The following is an 18415-nucleotide window of genomic DNA, read 5'->3' as shown; positions in this document are numbered from 1 at the left end:
CTCAGTCCTCCTCGGTGGCCGCGGCGGCGGCGAGCTCGGCCTCCACCTGCGCCTGCTGCTCGCGCAGCTGCGGGGTCGGCTCGGCGTAGACGTGCCGGAACAGGTCGGCGGGATCGACGGGGCGGTCGGCGTTCATCCGGTCGCGCAGGTCGGCGGCGGCCGCCTCGGCCTCCTCGGCGACCGCGGCGACGACCGCGTCGTCGATCCGGCCGCGCGCCCGGAGGTGGGTCTCCAGCCGGGTGATCGGGTCGCGGCGCAGCCACTCCTCGACCTCCGCGGACGTCCGGTACCGGGTCGCGTCGTCGGCGTTGGTGTGCGCGTCGATGCGGTAGGTGTGGGCCTCGACGATGACGGGCCCGTTGCCGGACCGGACGAAGTGCGCCGCCTCCTGCATCACGCCCAGCATGGCGATCGGGTCGTTGCCGTCCACCTGTTCGGAGCCGATGCCGTACCCCACGCCCTTGTGCGCCAGGCTCGGCGCGGCGGTCTGCCGGGAGAGCGGCACGCTGATCGCGAAACCGTTGTTCTGCACGAGGAAGACGACGGGCGCGTGGAAGACGGCGGCGAAGTTCAGCGCCTCGTGGAAGTCGCCCTCGCTGGTGCCGCCGTCGCCGCACAGGGCGAGCGCGATGGTGTCGGTGCCGCGCAAGTGCTCGGCGTGGGCCACGCCGGCGGCGTGCAGCAGCTGCGTGGCGAGCGGCGTGCACTGCGGCGCCGTGCGCAGGGCCGCGGGGTCGTAGCCGCAGTGCCAGTCGCCGGCCAGCAGGGTCAGCACCTGCACCGGGTCCACGCCACGGGCGGCGAGCGCCACCGAATCGCGGTACGTCGGGAACATCCAGTCCGTCGGGCGCAGGCACATCGCCGCGGCGATCTGGCACGCGTCCTGCCCGTGCGAGGACGGGTAGACGGCGAGCCGGCCCTGCTTCGTCAGCGCCGTCGCCTGCGCGTCGAACCGCCGCCCCAGCACCATGCGGCGGTACATCTCGACCATCCGGTCGTCGTCGGGGTGCGGGTAGCGCGCGTGCGAGTCGGTGAGCTCGCCCGCCTCGTCGAGGTACTGCACGGGCGTGTCGGCCGGAAGGAACTTCCGGTACGTCGGCTCGCCCGCGAGGTCGCTGGTGGTGGTCACGTCGTCCTCCCTGCTCGGGTTGCTCTTCGAGCGTGCACCCCGCGGACGGGATTCACGTCGAACCGATCAGTAGCGAGACGATCGTCGTAGCATTGCCGGGGAAATGAGCCGATCATCCAGGATCGGGGCGTGACGCGGGACGGAGCTGGACGGATGGCGGACGGTGCCGAGCACCCGGGTCTGGACGACTTCGACCGGCGGATCCTGCAGGTGCTGGCGGAGGACGGCCGCATCTCGATGCGGGCGCTCGCCGAGCGCGTGCACGTCTCGCGGGCCAACGCCTACGTGCGCGTCGAGCGGCTGGAACGCAGCGGGGTGATCCGCGGCTACGCGGCTCGGGTCGACCACGAGCGGGCGGGCTACGGCACGTCGGCGTACATCGGGCTGTCGATTCGCCAGGACGCGTGGAAGGGCGTCGCCGAGCACCTCAGCGAGCTGCCCTACGTCGAGCACTTCGCCCTGGTCGGCGGCGATTTCGACGTGCTCCTCCTGGTGCGGACCCCGGACAACGCGGCGCTGCGCGACGTCGTGCTCGTGAGCCTGCAGGCGCTCGACGGCGTGCGCTCCACCCGCACGTGGCTGATCTTCGACGAGGCCGACGGCCCGGGCGCGCTCGGACCGCCCGATCCCGGCACCGTCGGGTAGGGCCCGGCGCCGTCGGACAGCGCGACGGCCCGGCCACCGCGGAGGCGGGCCGGGCCGTGCGTCGAGCGGGGGGCGGCGTCAGACGACGCCGAGGGCGAGCATCGCGTTCGCGACGCGGATGAAGCCGGCGATGTTCGCGCCGGTCACGTAGTCGCCGGGGCTGCCGTACTCGTCGGCCGTCTCCAGGCAGCGGTCGTGGATGCCGCGCATGATGTCGGCGAGCCGGTCCTCGGTGTAGTCGAAGGACCAGGAGTCGCGGGAGGCGTTCTGCTGCATCTCCAGCGCGCTGGTGGCGACGCCGCCGGCGTTGGCCGCCTTGCCCGGCGCGAAGGAGACCTTGGCCTCGGCGAAGAGCTTCACGGCGTCCGGGGTGCACGGCATGTTGGCGCCCTCCGCGACGAAGTTCGTGCCGTTCTTGATGAGCCGGTCGGCGGCGTCGCCGTCGAGCTCGTTCTGGGTGGCGCAGGGGAGCGCGATGTCGCACGGTACGTCCCAGACCGACCCGCCGGGCACGAAGATCGCGCCGCGCTCGGCCGCGTAGACGTCGATCCGCGCACGGCGGCGCTCCTTGACGTCCTTGAGCAGCTCCAGGTCGATGCCCTTCTCGTCCACCACGTAGCCCGACGAATCGGAGCACGCGATGACGGTGCCGCCCAACTGCTCGACCTTCTCCGTCGCGTACACGGCGACGTTGCCGGAGCCGGAGACCACGACCCGCTTGCCCTCGAAGGAGTCGCCCTGCGTCTTGAGCATCTCGCCCAGGAAGAACACCGCGCCGTAGCCGGTGGCCTCGGTGCGCACCTGCGAACCGCCCCAGGTGAGGCCCTTGCCGGTGAGGACGCCCGACTCGTAGCGGTTGGTGATCCGCTTGTACTGGCCGAACAGGTACCCGATCTCGCGGCCGCCCACACCGATGTCGCCCGCGGGGACGTCGGTGTACTCGCCGATGTGGCGGTAGAGCTCCGTCATGAAGGACTGGCAGAAGCGCATGATCTCGCCGTCGCTGCGGCCCTTGGGGTCGAAGTCCGAGCCGCCCTTGCCGCCGCCGATCGGCAGGCCCGTCAGCGAGTTCTTGAAGATCTGCTCGAAGCCGAGGAACTTGACGATGCCCAGGTACACCGACGGGTGGAACCGCAGGCCGCCCTTGAAGGGGCCGAGTGCGGAGTTGAACTCGACACGGAAGCCGCGGTTGAGCTGCACGTTGCCGTTGTCGTCCTGCCACGGCACGCGGAAGATGATCTGGCGCTCGGGCTCGCAGAGGCGGCGGATGACGGCCGCGTCGACGTACTCGGGGTGCTTGGTGACCACCGGCGCGAGCGAGTCGAGGACCTCCTTCGCGGCCTGGTGGAACTCGGTCTCCCCGGGGTTCCGCCGGAGGACCTCGTCGTACAGCGTCCCCAGCGTGCCCTCAACGTGCGCCATTGCACAGTCCCTTCTGTCCGTAATGACCGTCAGGGGCACATTACGGTGTAAGCAATTGCAGCGGGCTCGCGCCCTGCGCCCGGCGGGATCGCGCTCCCGCCACCGTCACCCGCGCGGCCGGAACTCGTCGACGTAGCCCAGGATCGCCTTCTGCACGACCGGCCAGTACCGGTTCTGGGACTGCGACGGGAGGTAGATGTTGTGCCCCGCGCCGGGCAGCAGCACGGTCTCACCGCGGCCGCCCTTGGCCTTCAGCGCGGCCACGAAGGCCTCGCACCCGGCGGGCCGGACGATGCGGTCCGCGGTGCCGTTGAAGCACGTGACCGGGACCTTGGGGTTGATGTTCTGGATCGGGTCGGCCACCGCGAACTGCTGCGGGAACTCGTCCGGCAGGCCGAGGAAGAGCCGCGTGTTGACGTTGCCGTCGGCCACCGCGCGGCGCATGTCGAGCACGCCGCCCATCGAGACCACCGCCGCGGGGGTCACCGCGGGAACGCTGCCCATCGCGCCGGGCGTGAGCATCGACCGGGCCGAGGCCCACACGGCCAGCTGGCCGCCGGCGGAGTGTCCGGCGACGACCACGTCGTTCAGGTCCAGGTTCGGCGCGTACTGCGCCTTCACCGTCTGCAGGAAGTCGATCGCCGCGGCGGTGTCGGTGAGCGTGACGGGGTAACCGCCGCCCGCCCCGATCCGGCGGTACTCGACGTTCCACACGGCGACGCCGTGGCTGACCAGCGAGCGCGCCATCTCCGACATCGATCCCGCCGCGGACGGCGTGCGCCAGCCGCCGCCGTGCAGGAGCACCACGACGGGGATCTGCGCGGGGAGCTGGATCGTCGTGCGGGCGCTGAGCGGGCCGCCAGACGGGTTCTGCTGCAGCGCCGGATTGGCGGGCAGGTACAGCTCGCCGTAGTTCTGCTCGGGATCCGGAGCGCCGTCCGGGGTGGGGTAGACGATGCGCTGCGGCTGCGTCACCGGGAACTTGCCGACGAGCGACGCCGCGTTCATCGGCGGGTACGAGGCCGAGGGGGACGCGGGCGCCGACGACGACGGAGCACCGGTCCCACCCTGCACGGTGGTGGTGCACGCCGTGCCGAAGAGCACGGAAAGGCATACGGCGGCGCCGATCAGCGGCCGCCGGGCGCGCGCGAGCTGCACGTCGACCCTCTCTCGCCCGGCGGGGGCGGTTCATGGCGTTTCCGTCCGGAATCCTAAGGCAACCCTCGCTCGAACTGCTAGTGCGGGCGCGCCGCTGTGACCGGTGTGGCTGCCCCGCTCCCGGTCCGGGCTGGATAATGGGGGAATGAGTGTGCTCCCCGTTCGCATCTATCCCGACCCCGTGCTGCGCACGCCCGCCGACGAGGTGACGGTCTTCGATGCCGACCTCGCGCGGCTGGTGGACGACATGATCGACACGATGCACCACCACAACGGCGCCGGCCTGGCCGCGCCGCAGGTGGGCGTGAGCAAGCGGGTGTTCGTGTACGGCTGCGGCGGCCGGGAGGGCCACCTGATCAACCCGGTGTGGCGGGCCGTCGGCGACGAGATGCAGACCGCGGCCGAGGGCTGCCTGTCGATCCCGGAGGTGCGCGGCGACTGCACCCGGCACATGCACGTCGTGGCTGAGGGCGTCGACGTCACCGGCGCGCCCGTGACCATCGAGGCGACCGAGATCCTCGCCCGCTGCATCCAGCACGAGAGCGACCACCTCGACGGCGTCCTGTACCTGAGCCGGCTCGCCCCCGAGGAGCGGAAGGCCGTGATGCGCGTCATCCGCAGCTCCCCGTGGTTCACGGACCCCGCCGCCACACTCGCCGCCGGCGCGGGAGGCCTCGCCTGATGCGGCTCCTCTTCGCGGGCACCCCCGAGCCCGCCGTCCCGGCGCTGCGCGCGCTCCTCGCCTCCGACCACGAGGTGGTCGGCGTGCTCACCCGGCCCGACGCCCGCTCGGGCCGCGGGCGCGGCGTGCGGCGCTCGCCCGTCGGGCAGGTCGCCGACGAGGCGGGGATCCCCGTGCTCACCCCCGCCACCCTGCGCGACCCGGAGGCTCGGGCGGCGATCGTCGACCTGGCGCCGGACTGCTGCCCGGTGGTCGCGTACGGCGGGATGATCCCGCCCGACCTGCTGGACGTCCCCGTCCACGGATGGATCAACCTGCACTTCTCGCTGCTCCCCGCGTGGCGCGGCGCGGCGCCGGTCCAGGCGGCGCTCGAGGCCGGCGACGAGGTCACCGGCGCTTCCACCTTCCGCATCGAGGCGGGCCTCGACACCGGGCCCGTGTTCGGCGTGCTCACCGAGCGGATCCGGCCCGACGACACCGCGACGGTGCTGCTCGCGCGCCTCGCCGAGCACGGCGCGGAGCTGCTAACCCGCACCGTCGACGGGGTGGAGGCCGGCGCGCTGCAGGCCCAGCCCCAGTCCGCCGACGACGTCTCGCATGCGCCGAAGGTGACCGTCGACGCCGCGCGGGTGCGCTTCGACCTGCCCGCCGGCGCCGTCGACCGGCACATCCGCGCGATGACCGACGCGCCCGGCGCGTGGGTGCCGCTCGGGGATGCCCGGCTCAAGCTCGGGCCCGCCGTCGTGGACGCCGAGTCCGAGCGGCTGGCCCCCGGCGAGCTGCGCGTCACCAAGCGCGAGGTCCACGTGGGCACCGCCACGGCGCCGCTGCGGCTCGGCACCGTCCAGCCGCCCGGCAAGAAGCCCATGCCCGCCGCCGACTGGGCGCGCGGCGCCCGGGTCGAGTCCGGCACCATCCTCGGAGGCGACCAGTGACCGATCCTGCGCGCAGCGCTGCGCTCGAAACCCTCGCCGCGGTCCGCGAGCGGGGCGCGTACGCCAACCTGGTGCTGCCCGGCCTGCTCCGGGACAAGCGGCTCAAGGGCCGCGACGCGGCCTTCGCGACCGAGCTCACCTACGGCACCTGCCGCGCCCAGGGGCTGCTCGACGCGGTCATCGAGAGCGCCTCCGGGCGGCCCGTCGCCGACATCGACGGGCCCGTGCTCGACGGGCTGCGCCTGGGTGTCTACCAGCTGCTGCGCACGCGAGTGGGGGCGCACGCCGCCGTCTCGGAGACGGTGGACGCGGTCAAGGCGACCTCCGGGCGCGGCGCCGCCGGCTTCGCCAACGCGGTGCTGCGGAAGGTGTCCAAGGACGACGAGGACACCTGGGTCGCCCGGGTGGCCCCGCCCGCCGCGGACGACCTGATCGGGCACCTCGCGATGCAGTACGCGCACCCGCGGTGGATCGCCGAGGCGTTCTGGGAATCGCTGCGCGCCAACGGTATCAACTCGATGGGGCAGCTGCAGGCGCTGCTCGCCTCCGACGATTCCCGGCCGCCCGTGCACCTCGTCGCGCGGCCGGGGGAGATCTCGGCGGAGGAGCTCGCGCTCATCGTCGAGGGGGAGACCGGCCGGCTCTCGCCCTACGCGGTGTACCTGCCCGGCGGCGACCCGGGCGCGCTCGAACCCGTCCGCGACGGCCTCGCGGGGGTGCAGGACGAGGGCTCGCAGCTGGTGGCCCGTGCCGCCGCCGTCGCGCCGCTCGAGGGGCCCGACGGTGGCCGCTGGCTCGACCTGTGCGCCGGGCCGGGCGGGAAGGCCGCGCTCCTCGGCTCGCTCGCCGCGATCGACGACGCCCGGGTCGACGCCGTCGAACCCGCCGAGCACCGCGCGGAACTGGTCCGCAAGGCGGTTCGCGGTCTACCCGTGGCCGTGCATGTGGCCGACGGCCGCGCGTCGGGGCTGGAGCCGGGCTACGACCGCGTGCTGGTCGACGCCCCGTGCTCGGGGATCGGTGCCCTGCGCCGGCGGCCCGAGGCGCGCTGGCGCAAGAAGCCCTCCGACGTCGCGGACCTGACGGTGCTGCAGCGCGAGCTGCTGACCGCGGCCGCGGAACTCACCCGGCCGGGCGGCGTGGTGCTCTACGCGACCTGCTCGCCGCACGTGGCCGAGACGCTCGGCATCGTCGGCGACGACGAGCTGCTCGCGGCCGCCGGACTGGAGCGGATCGACACCCGCCCGCTGGTCCCGGAGACGGACCTCCCGCTCGGCGACGGCCCGCACGTCCAGCTCTGGCCGCACCTCCACGGCACCGACGGCATGTTCTTCCAGGCGCTCCGCAAGCGCTAGCCAACGAATTGAACACCGTTTCCGTTCACCGCGACCTGCGGTTTCAGTGAACGGAAACGGTGTTCAATTCAGATGGGGTCAGCCCTTGAGGACGCCGCCCTTGGTGAATTCCTGGGCGCCGTTCTTGACGTCGCCCTTCGGGTAGCCCATGCCGAAGGCGCCGCCGCCCTTGACCCACTGGTCCTTGATCTTGCCGGAGACGACGTGCGCGCCGTACTCGGGCGACCAGACGATCGAGCCGTTCTGGAAGTCGTTGTACGCACCCGCGACGGATCCGGCCGTCGGGCCGCCGACGGAGAGCTCGCTCATCAGCGGGAAGCCCAGCTTGCCGGTGGGGCCGCCCTGCTTGACGTAGAGGTCACGGATCGCGCCGGTGACGCCGGCCGCCTTGCCGCCGTTGACCTTCGGGTTCCAGTAGATGGTGCCGTTGGTGAACTCCTGCACCTTCGATCCGCCCGCGACGTCCTTCTCGACGCCGAGGGGCTGGCCGTACTTCTTCTGGCCGCCGTCCTTGGTGAAGGTGTCGTTGATCGCGCCCGTGACCGCGAACTTCAGCGGCTCGTCCGGCTTGGTGTCGGCGGCGGGCGTGGTCGCCGCGGCCTGGCCGGCGAGCAGCTGGCCGAGGAGCTTCTGCGCGTTCGGGTCGCTGCCGAACATCTTGACCAGCGTCGCCACGTCGGTGGTGGGCAGCTGCCCGGTCGCGAGGATCTGCTGGACGCCGGGGATCTTCGCGAGCTCGGTGAGCGCGGGCTGCGCGGAGGCGGGCACGGCGTTCGCCGTGGAGACGAGCGGCGTGCCGGCCGCGGCGGGCGTCGCCGCGGGGGCGGCAGCTGCCGGTGCCGCAGCGGCAGGTGCTGCCGGGGCGGCGGGCGCTGCCGCAGCCGGAGCGGCCGGGGCGCCGGCGGGGGCGACCGGAACCGCGGGGACGGCGGGCGCGGCGGGATCGGCCATCGCGGGAGCCGCAGCGACGAGGGCAGCCGCGGCGACCGCCACGAACGTGGTCAAGGTGGTGCGTGCGATCCGCATGACGACCTCTCAAAGAATCGACGACACGAGAGTTACCCGTGTGATTAATGAGGCTGATGTTACTAGAGTGACAAATGAAACACAACGACGCGGCGGTGCGCGCCCGTGAATCCGCGGCCGAGCGCCCTCGCGTTGGACGATCCGGCCTCGTGTGCGCGCAACACTGCGGGTTCGCAGACGTAGAATCCGACGCATGTCTTCGCCGATGATCGCGCCGTCCATCCTGTCCGCCGATTTCGCCCGACTCGGGGCCGAGGTCGAGGCCGTGAGCGGGCCGGAGGGCGCCGACTGGGTGCACGTCGACGTCATGGACAACCACTTCGTCCCGAACCTCACCCTGGGCCTGCCCGTCGTGGAGAGCCTCCTCAAGGCCACGGCGATCCCGCTCGACTGCCACCTCATGATCGACGACCCGGGCCGCTGGGCGCCGCCGTACGCCGAGGCCGGCGCGTACAACGTCACCTTCCATGCCGAGGCCACCGACGACCCGGTCGCCGTCGCCAAGGACATCCGCGCCGCGGGTGGCAAGGCGGGGCTCGCGATCAAGCCGGGTACCGCCTTCGAGCCCTACGTCGAGATCCTCAAGAGCTTCGACACGCTGCTCGTCATGAGCGTCGAGCCCGGCTTCGGCGGGCAGTCCTTCATCGCCGACGTGCTCGACAAGGCCCGCGCCGCCCGGCGTCTCGTCGACTCCGGCGAGCTGCGCCTGCTCGTCGAGATCGACGGCGGCATCAACGCCGACACCATCGAGCAGGCCGCCGCTGCGGGTGTCGACTGCTTCGTGGCCGGCTCCGCCGTCTACAACGCCGCCGACCCGGCCGAAGCGCTGCGTAAGCTCCGCGCTCAGGCCGCCGCCGTCTCGCGCCCCTGACGGTGGACCTGCAGGCCGCGCTCGCGCTGGCCGTCGAGGAATCGGCGGCCGCCCGCGGGATCAGCACCCCCAATCCGCCCGTCGGCGCGGTGATCCTCGCGGCCGACGGCACCGTCGCCGGACGAGGCCGCACCGCCCCCGCCGGCGGACCGCACGCCGAGGTCGTCGCCCTGGCCGATGCGGGGGAGGCCGCGCGCGGCGGCACCGCCGTCGTGACCCTCGAGCCGTGCGATCACACCGGCCGCACCGGGCCCTGCACGCAGGCGCTGATCGCCGCCGGGATCGCGCGCGTCGCCTACGCCGCCGCCGACCCGAACCCGCTCGCCGCCGGGGGAGCCCACACACTGCGCGCGGCCGGCGTCGAGGTCGAGCATCTCGCCGTCGAGCCGTGGCCGCTCACCGAGTGGCTGTTCCGGCAGCGGCACGGTCGACCGATGGTCACCGTGAAGCTGGCGGCCACCGTCGACGGCCGGATCGCCGCCCCCGACGGCACCAGCCAGTGGATCACCGGACCCTCCGCCCGCGGGCGCGCGCACGCCGAACGCGCCCAGCTCGACGCGATCATCGTGGGCACCGGCACCGTCCTCGCCGACGACCCGGCGCTCACCGCGCGCGATGCCGACGGCGAGCCACTGAAGCACCAACCGACCCGGATCGTCCTGGGGGAGCGCGAGATCCCCGCCGGCGCGACGGTGCTCACCGGTCCGGGCGAGGTACACGTCGTCCGCAGCCGCGATCCGCGCGCCGCGCTGGAGGCCGCAGGCGACGCCGTGCACGTCCAGGTCGAGGGCGGCGCGACGGTGATCGGCGCCTTCGTCGCCGCGGGCCTCGTCGACCGCGTCCAGGCGTACATCGCCCCGGTCCTGCTCGGCGCCGGGCTGCCCGCCCTGACGGTGCCCGGCGTGGGCACCCTCTCCGACGCGACGCGGTTCCGCCTCGACACCGTCGAGCGGCTCGGCGACGATGTGCTGGTCACACTGTTGCGTTCTGTCTGAGCCCAACACTTGGGGCCGGAGCCGGTGAGTGCTACCTTCGGAAGCGGAAGTTCTCAGGGCGGGGTGCGATTCCCCACCGGCGGTGATGGACTCCGGGCGATCCCGGTGTTCGAGCCCGCGAGCGCCCCACCGCGAGGTGGGGGTCAGCAGATTCCGGTGCGATCCCGGAGCCGACGGTCATAGTCCGGATGAAAGAGAACTACGCGGGCGTACCCCGCGTCGTCGTGCCGCCCTGAGGCCGAAGTGGCAGGAGCGGCGGATGTTCACCGGCATCGTCGAAGAGTTGGGCGTGATCACCGCCCGCGAGGACCTCCCGGATGCGGCCCGTTTCACGGTCCAGGGCGATCTCGTCACCTCCGATGCGAAACACGGCGATTCGATCGCGGTCAACGGTGTCTGCCTCACGGTCGTCACCGTCGAGGGCGGAGCCTTCACCGCCGACGTCATGGAGGAATCGCTCCGCCGCAGCTCGCTCAGCAAGCTCGGCCCGGGCGACCGCGTCAACCTCGAGCGCGCCGCCGCCGTGAACTCCCGGCTCGGTGGACACATCGTCCAGGGCCACGTCGACGGCACCGGCTCGGTCCTGAGCCTGAGCCCGTCCGAGCACTGGACCGTCGTGCGGCTCGCCCTCCCGGAGCAGCTCGCCCGCTACGTCGTCGAGAAGGGCTCCATCACCATCGACGGGGTCTCGCTCACCGTCTCCGCGCTCGGGCAGGGGGTCACGGGCGACGACGCGCAGCACTGGTTCGAGGTCTCGCTCATCCCCACCACGCTCGAGCTCACCAACCTCGGCGGGGCCGAGCCCGGCACCGTCGTCAACCTCGAAGTGGACATCGTCGCGAAGTACGTCGAGCGCCTGACCGGATTCGCCGGGCGCGAGGAGGAGAAGTAGCCATGACGAGAATGGATTCGATCGAGCGCGCCATCGCGGACATCGCCGCAGGCAAGGCCGTCGTCGTGGTCGACGACGAGGACCGGGAGAACGAGGGCGATCTGATCTTCGCCGCCGAGAAGGCGACGCCCGAGCTGGTGGCCTTCATGGTCCGCTACACCTCCGGCTACCTGTGCGTGCCGCTCGACGGTGCGACCTGCGACAAGCTGGGCCTGCCCCCGATGTACTCGACCAACCAGGACAAGCACGGCACCGCCTACACGGTCACCGTCGACGCCAAGGAGGGCGTGGGCACCGGCATCTCCGCCGCCGACCGCGCCACCACCATGCTCAAGCTCGCCGACCCCAGCTCGACGGTCGACGACTTCACCCGGCCCGGGCACGTCGTGCCGCTGCGCGCCAAGGACGGCGGCGTGCTGCGCCGCCCCGGCCACACCGAGGCCGCCGTCGACCTGGCCACCCTGGCCGGGCTCGCCCCCGCCGGCGTGATCTGCGAGATCGTCTCGGAGAAGGACCCGGGCGGCATGGCGAAGTCCGACGAGCTGCGGGTCTTCGCCGACGACCACGGCCTCGCCATGATCTCCATCGCCGACATGATCGCCTGGCGCCGCAAGAACGAGAAGCACGTCGTGCAGGTCGCCTCCGCGCGCATCCCCACCCGCTACGGCGACTTCCAGGCCGTCGGCTACACCTCGATCCACGACGACGTCGAGCACGTCGCGCTGGTCAAGGGCGACATCACCGCCGACGACGGTGCCGACGTGCTCGTCCGCGTGCACAGCGAGTGCCTCACCGGCGACGTCTTCGGCTCGCTGCGCTGCGACTGCGGGCCCCAGCTCGACGCCGCGATGGAGATGGTGGCCCAGGAGGGGCGCGGCGTCGTGCTCTACATGCGCGGGCACGAGGGCCGCGGCATCGGCCTCATGCACAAGCTGCAGGCCTACCAGCTGCAGGACGGGGGCGCCGACACCGTCGACGCGAACCTCCAGCTCGGCCTGCCCGCCGACGCCCGCGACTACGGCCTCGGCGCGCAGATCCTCGTCGACCTCGGCATCACGTCGATGCGCTTGCTCACCAACAACCCGGCCAAGCGCGTCGGCCTCGACGGCTACGGCCTGCAGATCACCGAGCGGGTCGCGATGCCGCTGCGCGCCAACGCCGAGAACATCCACTACCTGCGCACCAAGCGCGACCGGATGGGGCACGACCTGCGCGACCTCGACCACTTCGACCAGGGAGGTACCGCGTGAGCGGCGCTGGAATCCCCGACATCGCCCTCGACGGTGCCGCCGACCTGCGGCTGGCCGTCGTCGCCTCGCGCTGGCACGACACCGTCTGCGAGGCGCTGCTCGCGGGCGCGCTCCGGACGGCGGAATCCGCGGGCGTCCGGCACGTCACCGTCGAGCGGGTCGCGGGCGCCGTCGAGCTTCCGGTCGTCGCGCAGGAGCTCACGAAGAACCATGACGCGGTCGTGGCGCTCGGCGTCGTGATCCGCGGCGGAACCCCGCACTTCGAGTACGTCTGCGACGCGCTCACCGCGGGCCTGCTCCGCGTCTCGCTCGACGCCGGCGTCCCCGTCGGCAACGGCGTCCTCACCACCAACACCGAGGCCGAGGCCCTCGACCGCGCGGGCCTGCCCGGCTCGGCCGAGGACAAGGGCGAGCAGGCCGCGTCCGCGGCGCTCGACACCGCGCTCACCCTGCGCCGGCTGCGGGGCGATCGATGAGCCGCATCGCCCTGGTCCAGGCCACGTGGCACCGCAACATCGTCGACCGGGCCCGCGAGGGCTTCGTCGCGGAGTGGACCCGCCTCGGCCACGACGGTGCCGACGTGGACGTCTTCGAGGTGCCCGGTGCGTACGAGATCCCGCTCACCGCGAAGCGGCTCGCCACGAGCGGGCGCTACGCGGCCGTCGTCGCCGCCGGCCTCGTCGTGGACGGCGGCATCTACCGCCACGAGTTCGTCGCGACCGCCGTCATCGACGGCCTCATGCGCGTGCAGCTCGACACCGACGTCCCCGTGTTCTCGGTGGTGCTGACGCCGCACCACTTCCACGAGCACGACGAGCACACCGCCTACTTCGAGCGGCACTTCGTGGGCAAGGGTGCCGAGGCCGCGCGGGCCGTCGACGCCACCCTGGCGGTGCACGCCGCGCTGCCGACCGCCTAGCACCCCTCGGGCCGCGCGCGATCGGCCGCTGTCCGCTTTCCGTAGAATGGCCCCGTGATGACCGACGCCACCACGCAGCCCGTGCTCGAAGTGACCCCGCGCAAGATCAAGATCTACGCCTGGTCCTTCGCGGTGGTGCTGGTCCTGGGCCACGCCTTCGTCGCCTGGCTGCTCAAGGCCGGCGGCGACTCCGGGCTCACCTTCCGGCTTTCCGACCAGATCGGGATGTTCGTCATCGGCCTGATCCTCGCGGGCGGCGCGCTGCTGTTCGCGCGCCCGCGGCTGCGTCTCGGGCCCGACGGGGTGACGGTGCGGAACCTGCTCAACGAGAACACCTACCCGTGGGACATCGTCGAGGGCTTCTCGTTCCCCGAGGGCGCGCAGTTCGCACACCTCGAGCTCCCGCGCGACGAGTTCGTCGCTATCTGGGCAATCCAGGCCCGCGACGGCGAGCTCGCGGTGCAGTCGTTGGACCGCGCCCGCGAGGTCGCCGCCGTCTACCAGCGCTGAGGCGCTACTTGATGGTGCCGCCGCGCCCGTGCAGGATCGTCATGAGCTGCGTGAGCTGACCCTCCTGCGCCGCGGTGCGCGCGAAACTCGTCAGGTTGAGCAGCGGGTTGAACCGCTTGCGGGCGATGCCCTTGGCGTAGGTGAACTCGCGCAGGCCGTCGGGGCCGTGGATGCGGCCGAAGCCGGACTCGCCGACGCCGCCGAAGGGCAGGTTCGGCACCCCTGCGAACGTGATGATGCCGTTCACCGCCGCCATGCCGGAGCGGATCCGGTCCGCCAGCTCCATGCCGCGGGCCTTCGAGAAGACCGTCGCCGCGAGGCCGTACTTCGTGGCGTTGGCGAGCTCGACCGCCTCGTCCATGGTATCCACCTTCGCGACCGTCACCGTCGGCCCGAAGGTCTCCTGCGTGACCGCGATCGAGTCCTCGGGGACGTCGACGAGCACCGTCGGCTGGACGAACCGCTCACCGACCGCGTCGACGCCGCCGACGAGCGCGCGGCCGCCGCGGGCCAGGGCGTCCTCGATGTGCGACTTGATGATCGCCAGCTGGCTCGGCATCGTGATCGGGCCGATCTTGGAGTCGTCCGAGTCGTTCGCGGTGACCTCGCGGGCCTTGGCGACCAGCTTCTCCAGGAACGGGTCGTAGACGTCCTTGTGCACGTAGACCCGCTCCACGCCGACGCAGGTCTGGCCCGCGTTGGCGAAGGCGCCCCAGGCCGCGGCGTCGGCGGCGGCGTCGAGGTCGGCGTCGCGGTCCACGAGGAAGGCGTCCTTGCCGCCGGCCTCGATGACCACCGGCGTGAGCGTCTCGGCGCACGCGGCCATGACCTTCTTGCCGGTGTTGGTGGAGCCGGTGAACGCGACCTTGTTCACGCCGGAGGTGCACAGCGCGTTGCCGGTCTCGCCGAGGCCCGTGACGGCCTGCAATACGGGACGGCCGACGGCTTCCTCGAACGTGCGGGCCAGCCACACGCCCACTCCCGGCGTGTACTCGGAGGGCTTGAAGACCACGGCGTTGCCGGCCGCCAGGGCGTACGCGATCGACCCCATCGGGGTGAAGACGGGGTAGTTCCACGGGCCGATGACGCCGACCACGCCCAGCGGGTGGTAGCGCACCGTCGCCGACTGGTTCGCCATGACCAGGCCCGAGCCGACGCGGCGCGGCCCCAGGACCTTCTTGGCGTGCGACGCGGCATAGGCCAGGTGGTCGATGCCGAGGGCCGCCTCGAGCAGGGCGTCGCCGTGCGGCTTGCCCGTCTCGTCGTGCACGATCTGCGCCAGCTGGTTGATCCGCCGGGTGATCACGCCCTTCCAGGTGTTGAGGGCCTGCTTGCGGCCCTCGAAGCCGATCTCCTGCCACCAGTCGGCCTGCTCGCGGGCCCGCGCGACAACGGCGTGCACGTGGTCCGTCGAGTGGATCGGGTAGGTCTCGACCACGTCGCCGGTGCGGGGGTTGAGGGAGTCGAAGGTCTTCGTGTTCGCTGCGGTCATGCTGACTTCCTGATCTCGTCGGCCGCCTTCTCGGCGATCATGATGGTGGGGGCGTTCGTGTTGCCGCGGGTGATCATCGGCATCACCGAGGCGTCGACCACGCGCAGTCCCTCGGTGCCGCGGACGCGCAGCTGCGAGTCGACCACCGAGTCCTCGCCGGACCCCATGGCGCAGGTGCCGACCGGATGGAACAAGGTCTGGGCGTACGTCCGGATCAGGGCGAGGAAGTCGTCGTCCGACGGGTCGTCGGGCAGGTGCCAGGGCGCGCCGAGGTTGCGCGCGATCGGGCCCTGGCGGCACAGCTCGAACCCGGCCCGCGTGCCCGCGAGGAGCGCTTCGAGGTCGGCCTGCTGGTCGAAGTAGTTCGGTTCCAGCGACGGGTGCCAGTCGGGGTTCGCCGAGCGCAGGCGCAGCGTGCCCCGGCTGGCGACGTCGACCAGGGTGGGGCCGCAGATGAACCCGCGCTTCGTCGGCTCGTGCAGCATGTTGTCGTAGAAGCCCGAGCCCATGACGTGGTACTGCAGATCGGGGTGCTCGAGGTCCTCGCGGGAGCGGAAGAAGCCGCCGGCCTCGCCACCGTTCGAGGCGAGCGGGCCGTTCCCGAAGATCTTCCAGCGCAGGAGGTTCTGCAGGTTCTGCGCCTCCATGAGGTCGCTGACGCCGTGGGTGTCGAAGATGATCGGGACGATCGGATGGTCGTGCAGGTTGGCGCCGACCCCGGCCAGCGCGGAGCGGACGTCGATGCCGTGCTCCGCCAGGTGCTCGGCCGGGCCGATGCCCGAGAGCATCAGCAGCTGGGGCGAGTTGATCGCGCCCCCGGAGAGGATCACCTCGCGGCGCGCCTTCGCGGTGTGCTCGGAGCCGCCCTGGGCGAACACGACGCCGGACGCGCGGTCACCGTCGAACGTGACCCTCCGCGCCGCGGCGCCCAGCGCGACCGTGAGGTTGGGCCGCGAGCGCGCCGGCTCGATGTAGGCCTTGTCGGTGGACCAGCGCCGGCCGCCCTTGCAGGTGACCTGGTAGAGGCCCGCGCCGTCCTGGGACGCGCCGTTGAAATCGTCGTTGCGGGCGAGCCCGGAGCTGACGGCGCTGCCCACCCAGGCGTCGACCAGAGGGTGCGTGTACACCCGGTCCTCGACGGTGAGCGGGCCGCTCGTGCCGTGGAAGTCGTCCCGGAGCCGGGTGTTGCCCTCGGCCTTGATGAAGTACGGCAGGACGTCGTCGTAGGACCAGCCCTGCGCACCGAACTCGGACTCCCAGGCGTCGAAGTCCGCGCGGTTGCCGCGGATGTAGATCATCGCGTTCATCGACGAACAGCCGCCGAGCGCCTTCATGCGCGGCCAGTACGTGGGCCGGTCGTCGAGGTGCTTCTGCGGGGTGGTGGTGTAGTTCCAGTCCCATTTGGTCTTGAACAGCGCGGAGAAGGCGAGCGGGATGTGGATCTCGTCCGCATCCGCCTCGCCGCCGGCCTCGAGGAGCAGGACGGACACGCCCGGATCCTCCGACAGTCGCGCCGCCATGACCGCGCCGGCACTGCCGGCCCCCACCACGATGTAGTCGTACTCGTCCGCCGGCAAACCCGCTCCTCGCGTCGTTCCAGTGCTTGCCCACGAAGTTACTCGCAAGTCTCGTGGGCGTGAAGGGAATGAACAGGTTCGACGGTGCCCTCAGCGCACCCTCAGGCGACTGCGGGGGCGAGGCGCTTGATCATCGGCGTCAGGGCCACCACGACGAGGCCGATCGCGATGGCGGTGCCGCCCAGGACCAGGAAGTACGGCGCCTCGTCGTTCTGGTCGTAGAACGTCGCGAGCCGGCCCGCGAGGGCGGTGCCGAGGCTGATCGACAGGAAGTTGAGCGCCACCATCTGCGCGGCGAACGCGCGCGGGGCGAGCTTCGTCGAGACGCTCAGCCCCACGGGCGAGATGCACAGCTCGGCCAGCGCGAAGATCAGCATGATCCCGAGCAGGCCGATCAGCGGCGCGGTGTTCACGCCCGCGGGCATGAGCAGGAAGGCGAGGAAGGCGACGCCGATGCCCATGGTGCCGATGGCGAACTTGATCGGCGTGCTGGGCTGGCGCGAGCCGAGCTTCGTCCACAGCGCCGCGAAGACCGGCGCGAAGATCAGGATGTACACCGGGTCGACGGACTGGATCCACGACGCCGGGAACTCCCAGCCGCCCAGGCTGCGGTCGAGGCGCTCGTCGGCGTAGACGGCGACGAAGGTGAACATCTGCTGGAACAGCGCCCAGAACGCGACCTGGGAGAGGAAGAGCGGGATGAAGGCCTTGACCCCGTTGCGCTCGGCACCGTCGACCCGGTTGCTGCGCAGGAGGAAGACGAAGTAGGCCAGGGAGATCGCGGCCACCGTGATGATCACGGCGTCCACCAGGTTCTTCGCGGTGATCACGCCGAGCAGGATGAGGCCGACGAAGATCGCGATCGCGACCACGCCGCCGGCCACCACGCGCTGGATGTCGGTGCGCGAGGCCGGGTTCGGCACCTCCTGGCTGATCCGCGGCAGCATCTTCCGGGTGAGGCCGTACTGCAGGAGGCCGAGCGCCATGCCGACCGCCGCGAGGCCGAAGCCCCAGTGGAAGCCGACGTTGTCCTGCAGGTAGCCGGTCAGCAGCGGACCGATGAAGGCACCCAGGTTGACGCCCATGTAGAACAGCGAGAATCCCGCGTCGCGGCGGGTGTCGCCGTTCGGGTAGAGGTCGCCGACCACCTTGGTGGCGTTGCCCTTCACGCCGCCGGAACCGACGGCGACGAGGACCAGGCCGATCGCGACGCCCGTCGCGCCGGGGATCGCCGCGAGGGCGATGTGGCCGGCCATCACCAGGCAGGCGGAGTAGAAGAGGGTGCGCTCCGCGCCGAGGAGGCGGTCGGAGACCCAGGCGCCGGCGATCGTCGAGAGGTAGACGAAACCGCCGTAGGCGCCGACGATCCCGAGCGAGGTGGTCTTGTCGAAGCCGAGGCCGCCCTCCGACGCCGAGTAGTACAGGTAGTACGCGAGGATCGCCTGCATCCCGTAGAACGAGAAGCGCTCCCACATCTCGACGCCGAACAGGTTCACCAGCGGCCACGGGTGTCCGAAGAAGCGGGTGTCGGGTTTGTAACCGGGGGTGGTGGTCATT

18 protein-coding genes and 1 riboswitch are annotated in these 18415 nt (G+C 71.8%); of the genes, 11 read left to right on the top strand and 7 right to left on the bottom strand.

Translation table 11 applies throughout. The features are described from left to right. Position 1: 1 nt before the first annotated feature. Positions 2-1129, bottom strand: coding sequence for a pyruvate dehydrogenase (acetyl-transferring) E1 component subunit alpha (gene pdhA / locus BLW32_RS18280; RefSeq protein ID WP_068626846.1), 1128 nt, complete (start codon positions 1127-1129; stop codon positions 2-4). A 153-nt stretch (positions 1130-1282) separates the two neighbouring features. Here pdhA and BLW32_RS18275 point away from each other — a divergent pair, with 153 nt between their 5' ends. Next, positions 1283-1774, top strand: coding sequence for an Lrp/AsnC family transcriptional regulator (locus BLW32_RS18275; RefSeq protein ID WP_068739072.1), 492 nt, complete (start codon positions 1283-1285; stop codon positions 1772-1774). A 78-nt stretch (positions 1775-1852) separates the two neighbouring features. Here the strand turns inward: BLW32_RS18275 and gdhA are convergent, their stop codons facing one another. Together gdhA and BLW32_RS18265 are read right to left on the bottom strand one after the other, a co-directional pair. Beyond that, positions 1853-3196: an NADP-specific glutamate dehydrogenase gene (gene gdhA / locus BLW32_RS18270; protein WP_068739069.1), complete on the bottom strand. Its 1344-nt coding sequence runs from the start codon at positions 3194-3196 to the stop codon at positions 1853-1855. 105 nt (positions 3197-3301) lie between these two features. Then, the gene (locus BLW32_RS18265) at positions 3302-4354 is read right to left on the bottom strand and encodes an alpha/beta hydrolase family protein (protein WP_068520835.1); all 1053 of its coding nucleotides are present in this window, start codon (positions 4352-4354) and stop codon (positions 3302-3304) included. Between the two features lie 145 nt (positions 4355-4499). Here BLW32_RS18265 and def point away from each other — a divergent pair, with 145 nt between their 5' ends. From def to BLW32_RS18250, 3 genes are read left to right on the top strand one after another with little or no spacing between them, the layout of a single operon-like run. Then, positions 4500-5036, top strand: coding sequence for a peptide deformylase (def, locus tag BLW32_RS18260; RefSeq protein WP_068520833.1), 537 nt, complete (start codon positions 4500-4502; stop codon positions 5034-5036). Beyond that, positions 5036-5971: a methionyl-tRNA formyltransferase gene (locus BLW32_RS18255; protein ID WP_068739068.1), complete on the top strand. Its 936-nt coding sequence runs from the start codon at positions 5036-5038 to the stop codon at positions 5969-5971. Before def ends, BLW32_RS18255 begins: the two co-directional genes overlap by 1 nt. Then, positions 5917-7326, top strand: coding sequence for an RsmB/NOP family class I SAM-dependent RNA methyltransferase (locus BLW32_RS18250; RefSeq protein ID WP_068523160.1), 1410 nt, complete (start codon positions 5917-5919; stop codon positions 7324-7326). The genes BLW32_RS18255 and BLW32_RS18250 overlap by 55 nt, the downstream gene beginning before the upstream one ends. Positions 7327-7404: 78 nt before the next feature. On the opposite strand, the gene BLW32_RS18245 is transcribed toward BLW32_RS18250, so the two are convergent. Next, on the bottom strand, positions 7405-8352 hold the full coding sequence (locus BLW32_RS18245) for an LGFP repeat-containing protein (RefSeq protein WP_068739066.1): 948 nt from the start codon (positions 8350-8352) through the stop codon (positions 7405-7407). Between the two features lie 193 nt (positions 8353-8545). Between BLW32_RS18245 and rpe the strand changes: the two genes are divergently transcribed. The 7 genes from rpe (at position 8546) to BLW32_RS18210 (ending at position 13789) form a co-directional block, all read left to right on the top strand. Further along, positions 8546-9223 carry a ribulose-phosphate 3-epimerase gene (gene rpe / locus BLW32_RS18240; RefSeq protein WP_068739064.1) on the top strand — a complete coding sequence of 226 codons (678 nt, stop codon included), beginning with the start codon at positions 8546-8548 and terminating at the stop codon, positions 9221-9223. 2 nt (positions 9224-9225) lie between these two features. Then, positions 9226-10218, top strand: coding sequence for a bifunctional diaminohydroxyphosphoribosylaminopyrimidine deaminase/5-amino-6-(5-phosphoribosylamino)uracil reductase RibD (gene ribD / locus BLW32_RS18235; protein ID WP_068739062.1), 993 nt, complete (start codon positions 9226-9228; stop codon positions 10216-10218). A gap of 45 nt (positions 10219-10263) precedes the next feature. Then, positions 10264-10422, top strand: a riboswitch (FMN riboswitch). A gap of 55 nt (positions 10423-10477) precedes the next feature. After that, positions 10478-11110, top strand: a complete 633-nt coding sequence (locus BLW32_RS18230) for a riboflavin synthase (protein ID WP_068739060.1) — start codon at positions 10478-10480, stop codon at positions 11108-11110. Positions 11111-11112: 2 nt separating this feature from the next. Further along, positions 11113-12360 (top strand): bifunctional 3,4-dihydroxy-2-butanone-4-phosphate synthase/GTP cyclohydrolase II, encoded by a 1248-nt coding sequence (locus BLW32_RS18225; protein WP_068520822.1) that lies wholly within the window; start codon positions 11113-11115, stop codon positions 12358-12360. Continuing rightward, complete coding sequence (gene ribH / locus BLW32_RS18220; RefSeq protein WP_068739059.1) at positions 12357-12836, top strand: 6,7-dimethyl-8-ribityllumazine synthase; 480 nt, start codon at positions 12357-12359, stop codon at positions 12834-12836. The genes BLW32_RS18225 and ribH overlap by 4 nt, the downstream gene beginning before the upstream one ends. Beyond that, on the top strand, positions 12833-13279 hold the full coding sequence (locus BLW32_RS18215; protein ID WP_068739056.1) for a 6,7-dimethyl-8-ribityllumazine synthase: 447 nt from the start codon (positions 12833-12835) through the stop codon (positions 13277-13279). The genes ribH and BLW32_RS18215 overlap by 4 nt, the downstream gene beginning before the upstream one ends. 57 nt (positions 13280-13336) lie before the next feature. Beyond that, positions 13337-13789 (top strand): PH domain-containing protein, encoded by a 453-nt coding sequence (locus tag BLW32_RS18210; protein WP_068520816.1) that lies wholly within the window; start codon positions 13337-13339, stop codon positions 13787-13789. A gap of 4 nt (positions 13790-13793) precedes the next feature. On the opposite strand, the gene BLW32_RS18205 is transcribed toward BLW32_RS18210, so the two are convergent. The 3 genes from BLW32_RS18205 to BLW32_RS18195 form a co-directional block, all read right to left on the bottom strand. After that, positions 13794-15281: an aldehyde dehydrogenase family protein gene (locus BLW32_RS18205; RefSeq protein WP_068626838.1), complete on the bottom strand. Its 1488-nt coding sequence runs from the start codon at positions 15279-15281 to the stop codon at positions 13794-13796. Next, the gene (locus tag BLW32_RS18200) at positions 15278-16858 is read right to left on the bottom strand and encodes a GMC family oxidoreductase (protein ID WP_074850693.1); all 1581 of its coding nucleotides are present in this window, start codon (positions 16856-16858) and stop codon (positions 15278-15280) included. The genes BLW32_RS18205 and BLW32_RS18200 overlap by 4 nt, the downstream gene beginning before the upstream one ends. A gap of 101 nt (positions 16859-16959) precedes the next feature. Then, entirely contained in the window at positions 16960-18414 is a 1455-nt protein-coding gene (locus tag BLW32_RS18195; RefSeq protein WP_068739055.1) for a peptide MFS transporter, read from the bottom strand. Position 18415: the final 1 nt, after the last annotated feature.

It is taken from the genome of Tsukamurella tyrosinosolvens (assembly GCF_900104775.1).
Classification (GTDB): Bacteria; Actinomycetota; Actinomycetes; order Mycobacteriales; family Mycobacteriaceae; genus Tsukamurella; species Tsukamurella tyrosinosolvens.
Note: the sequence above shows the minus strand (reverse complement) of the source record. Positions and strands in the feature narration are given on the sequence as shown.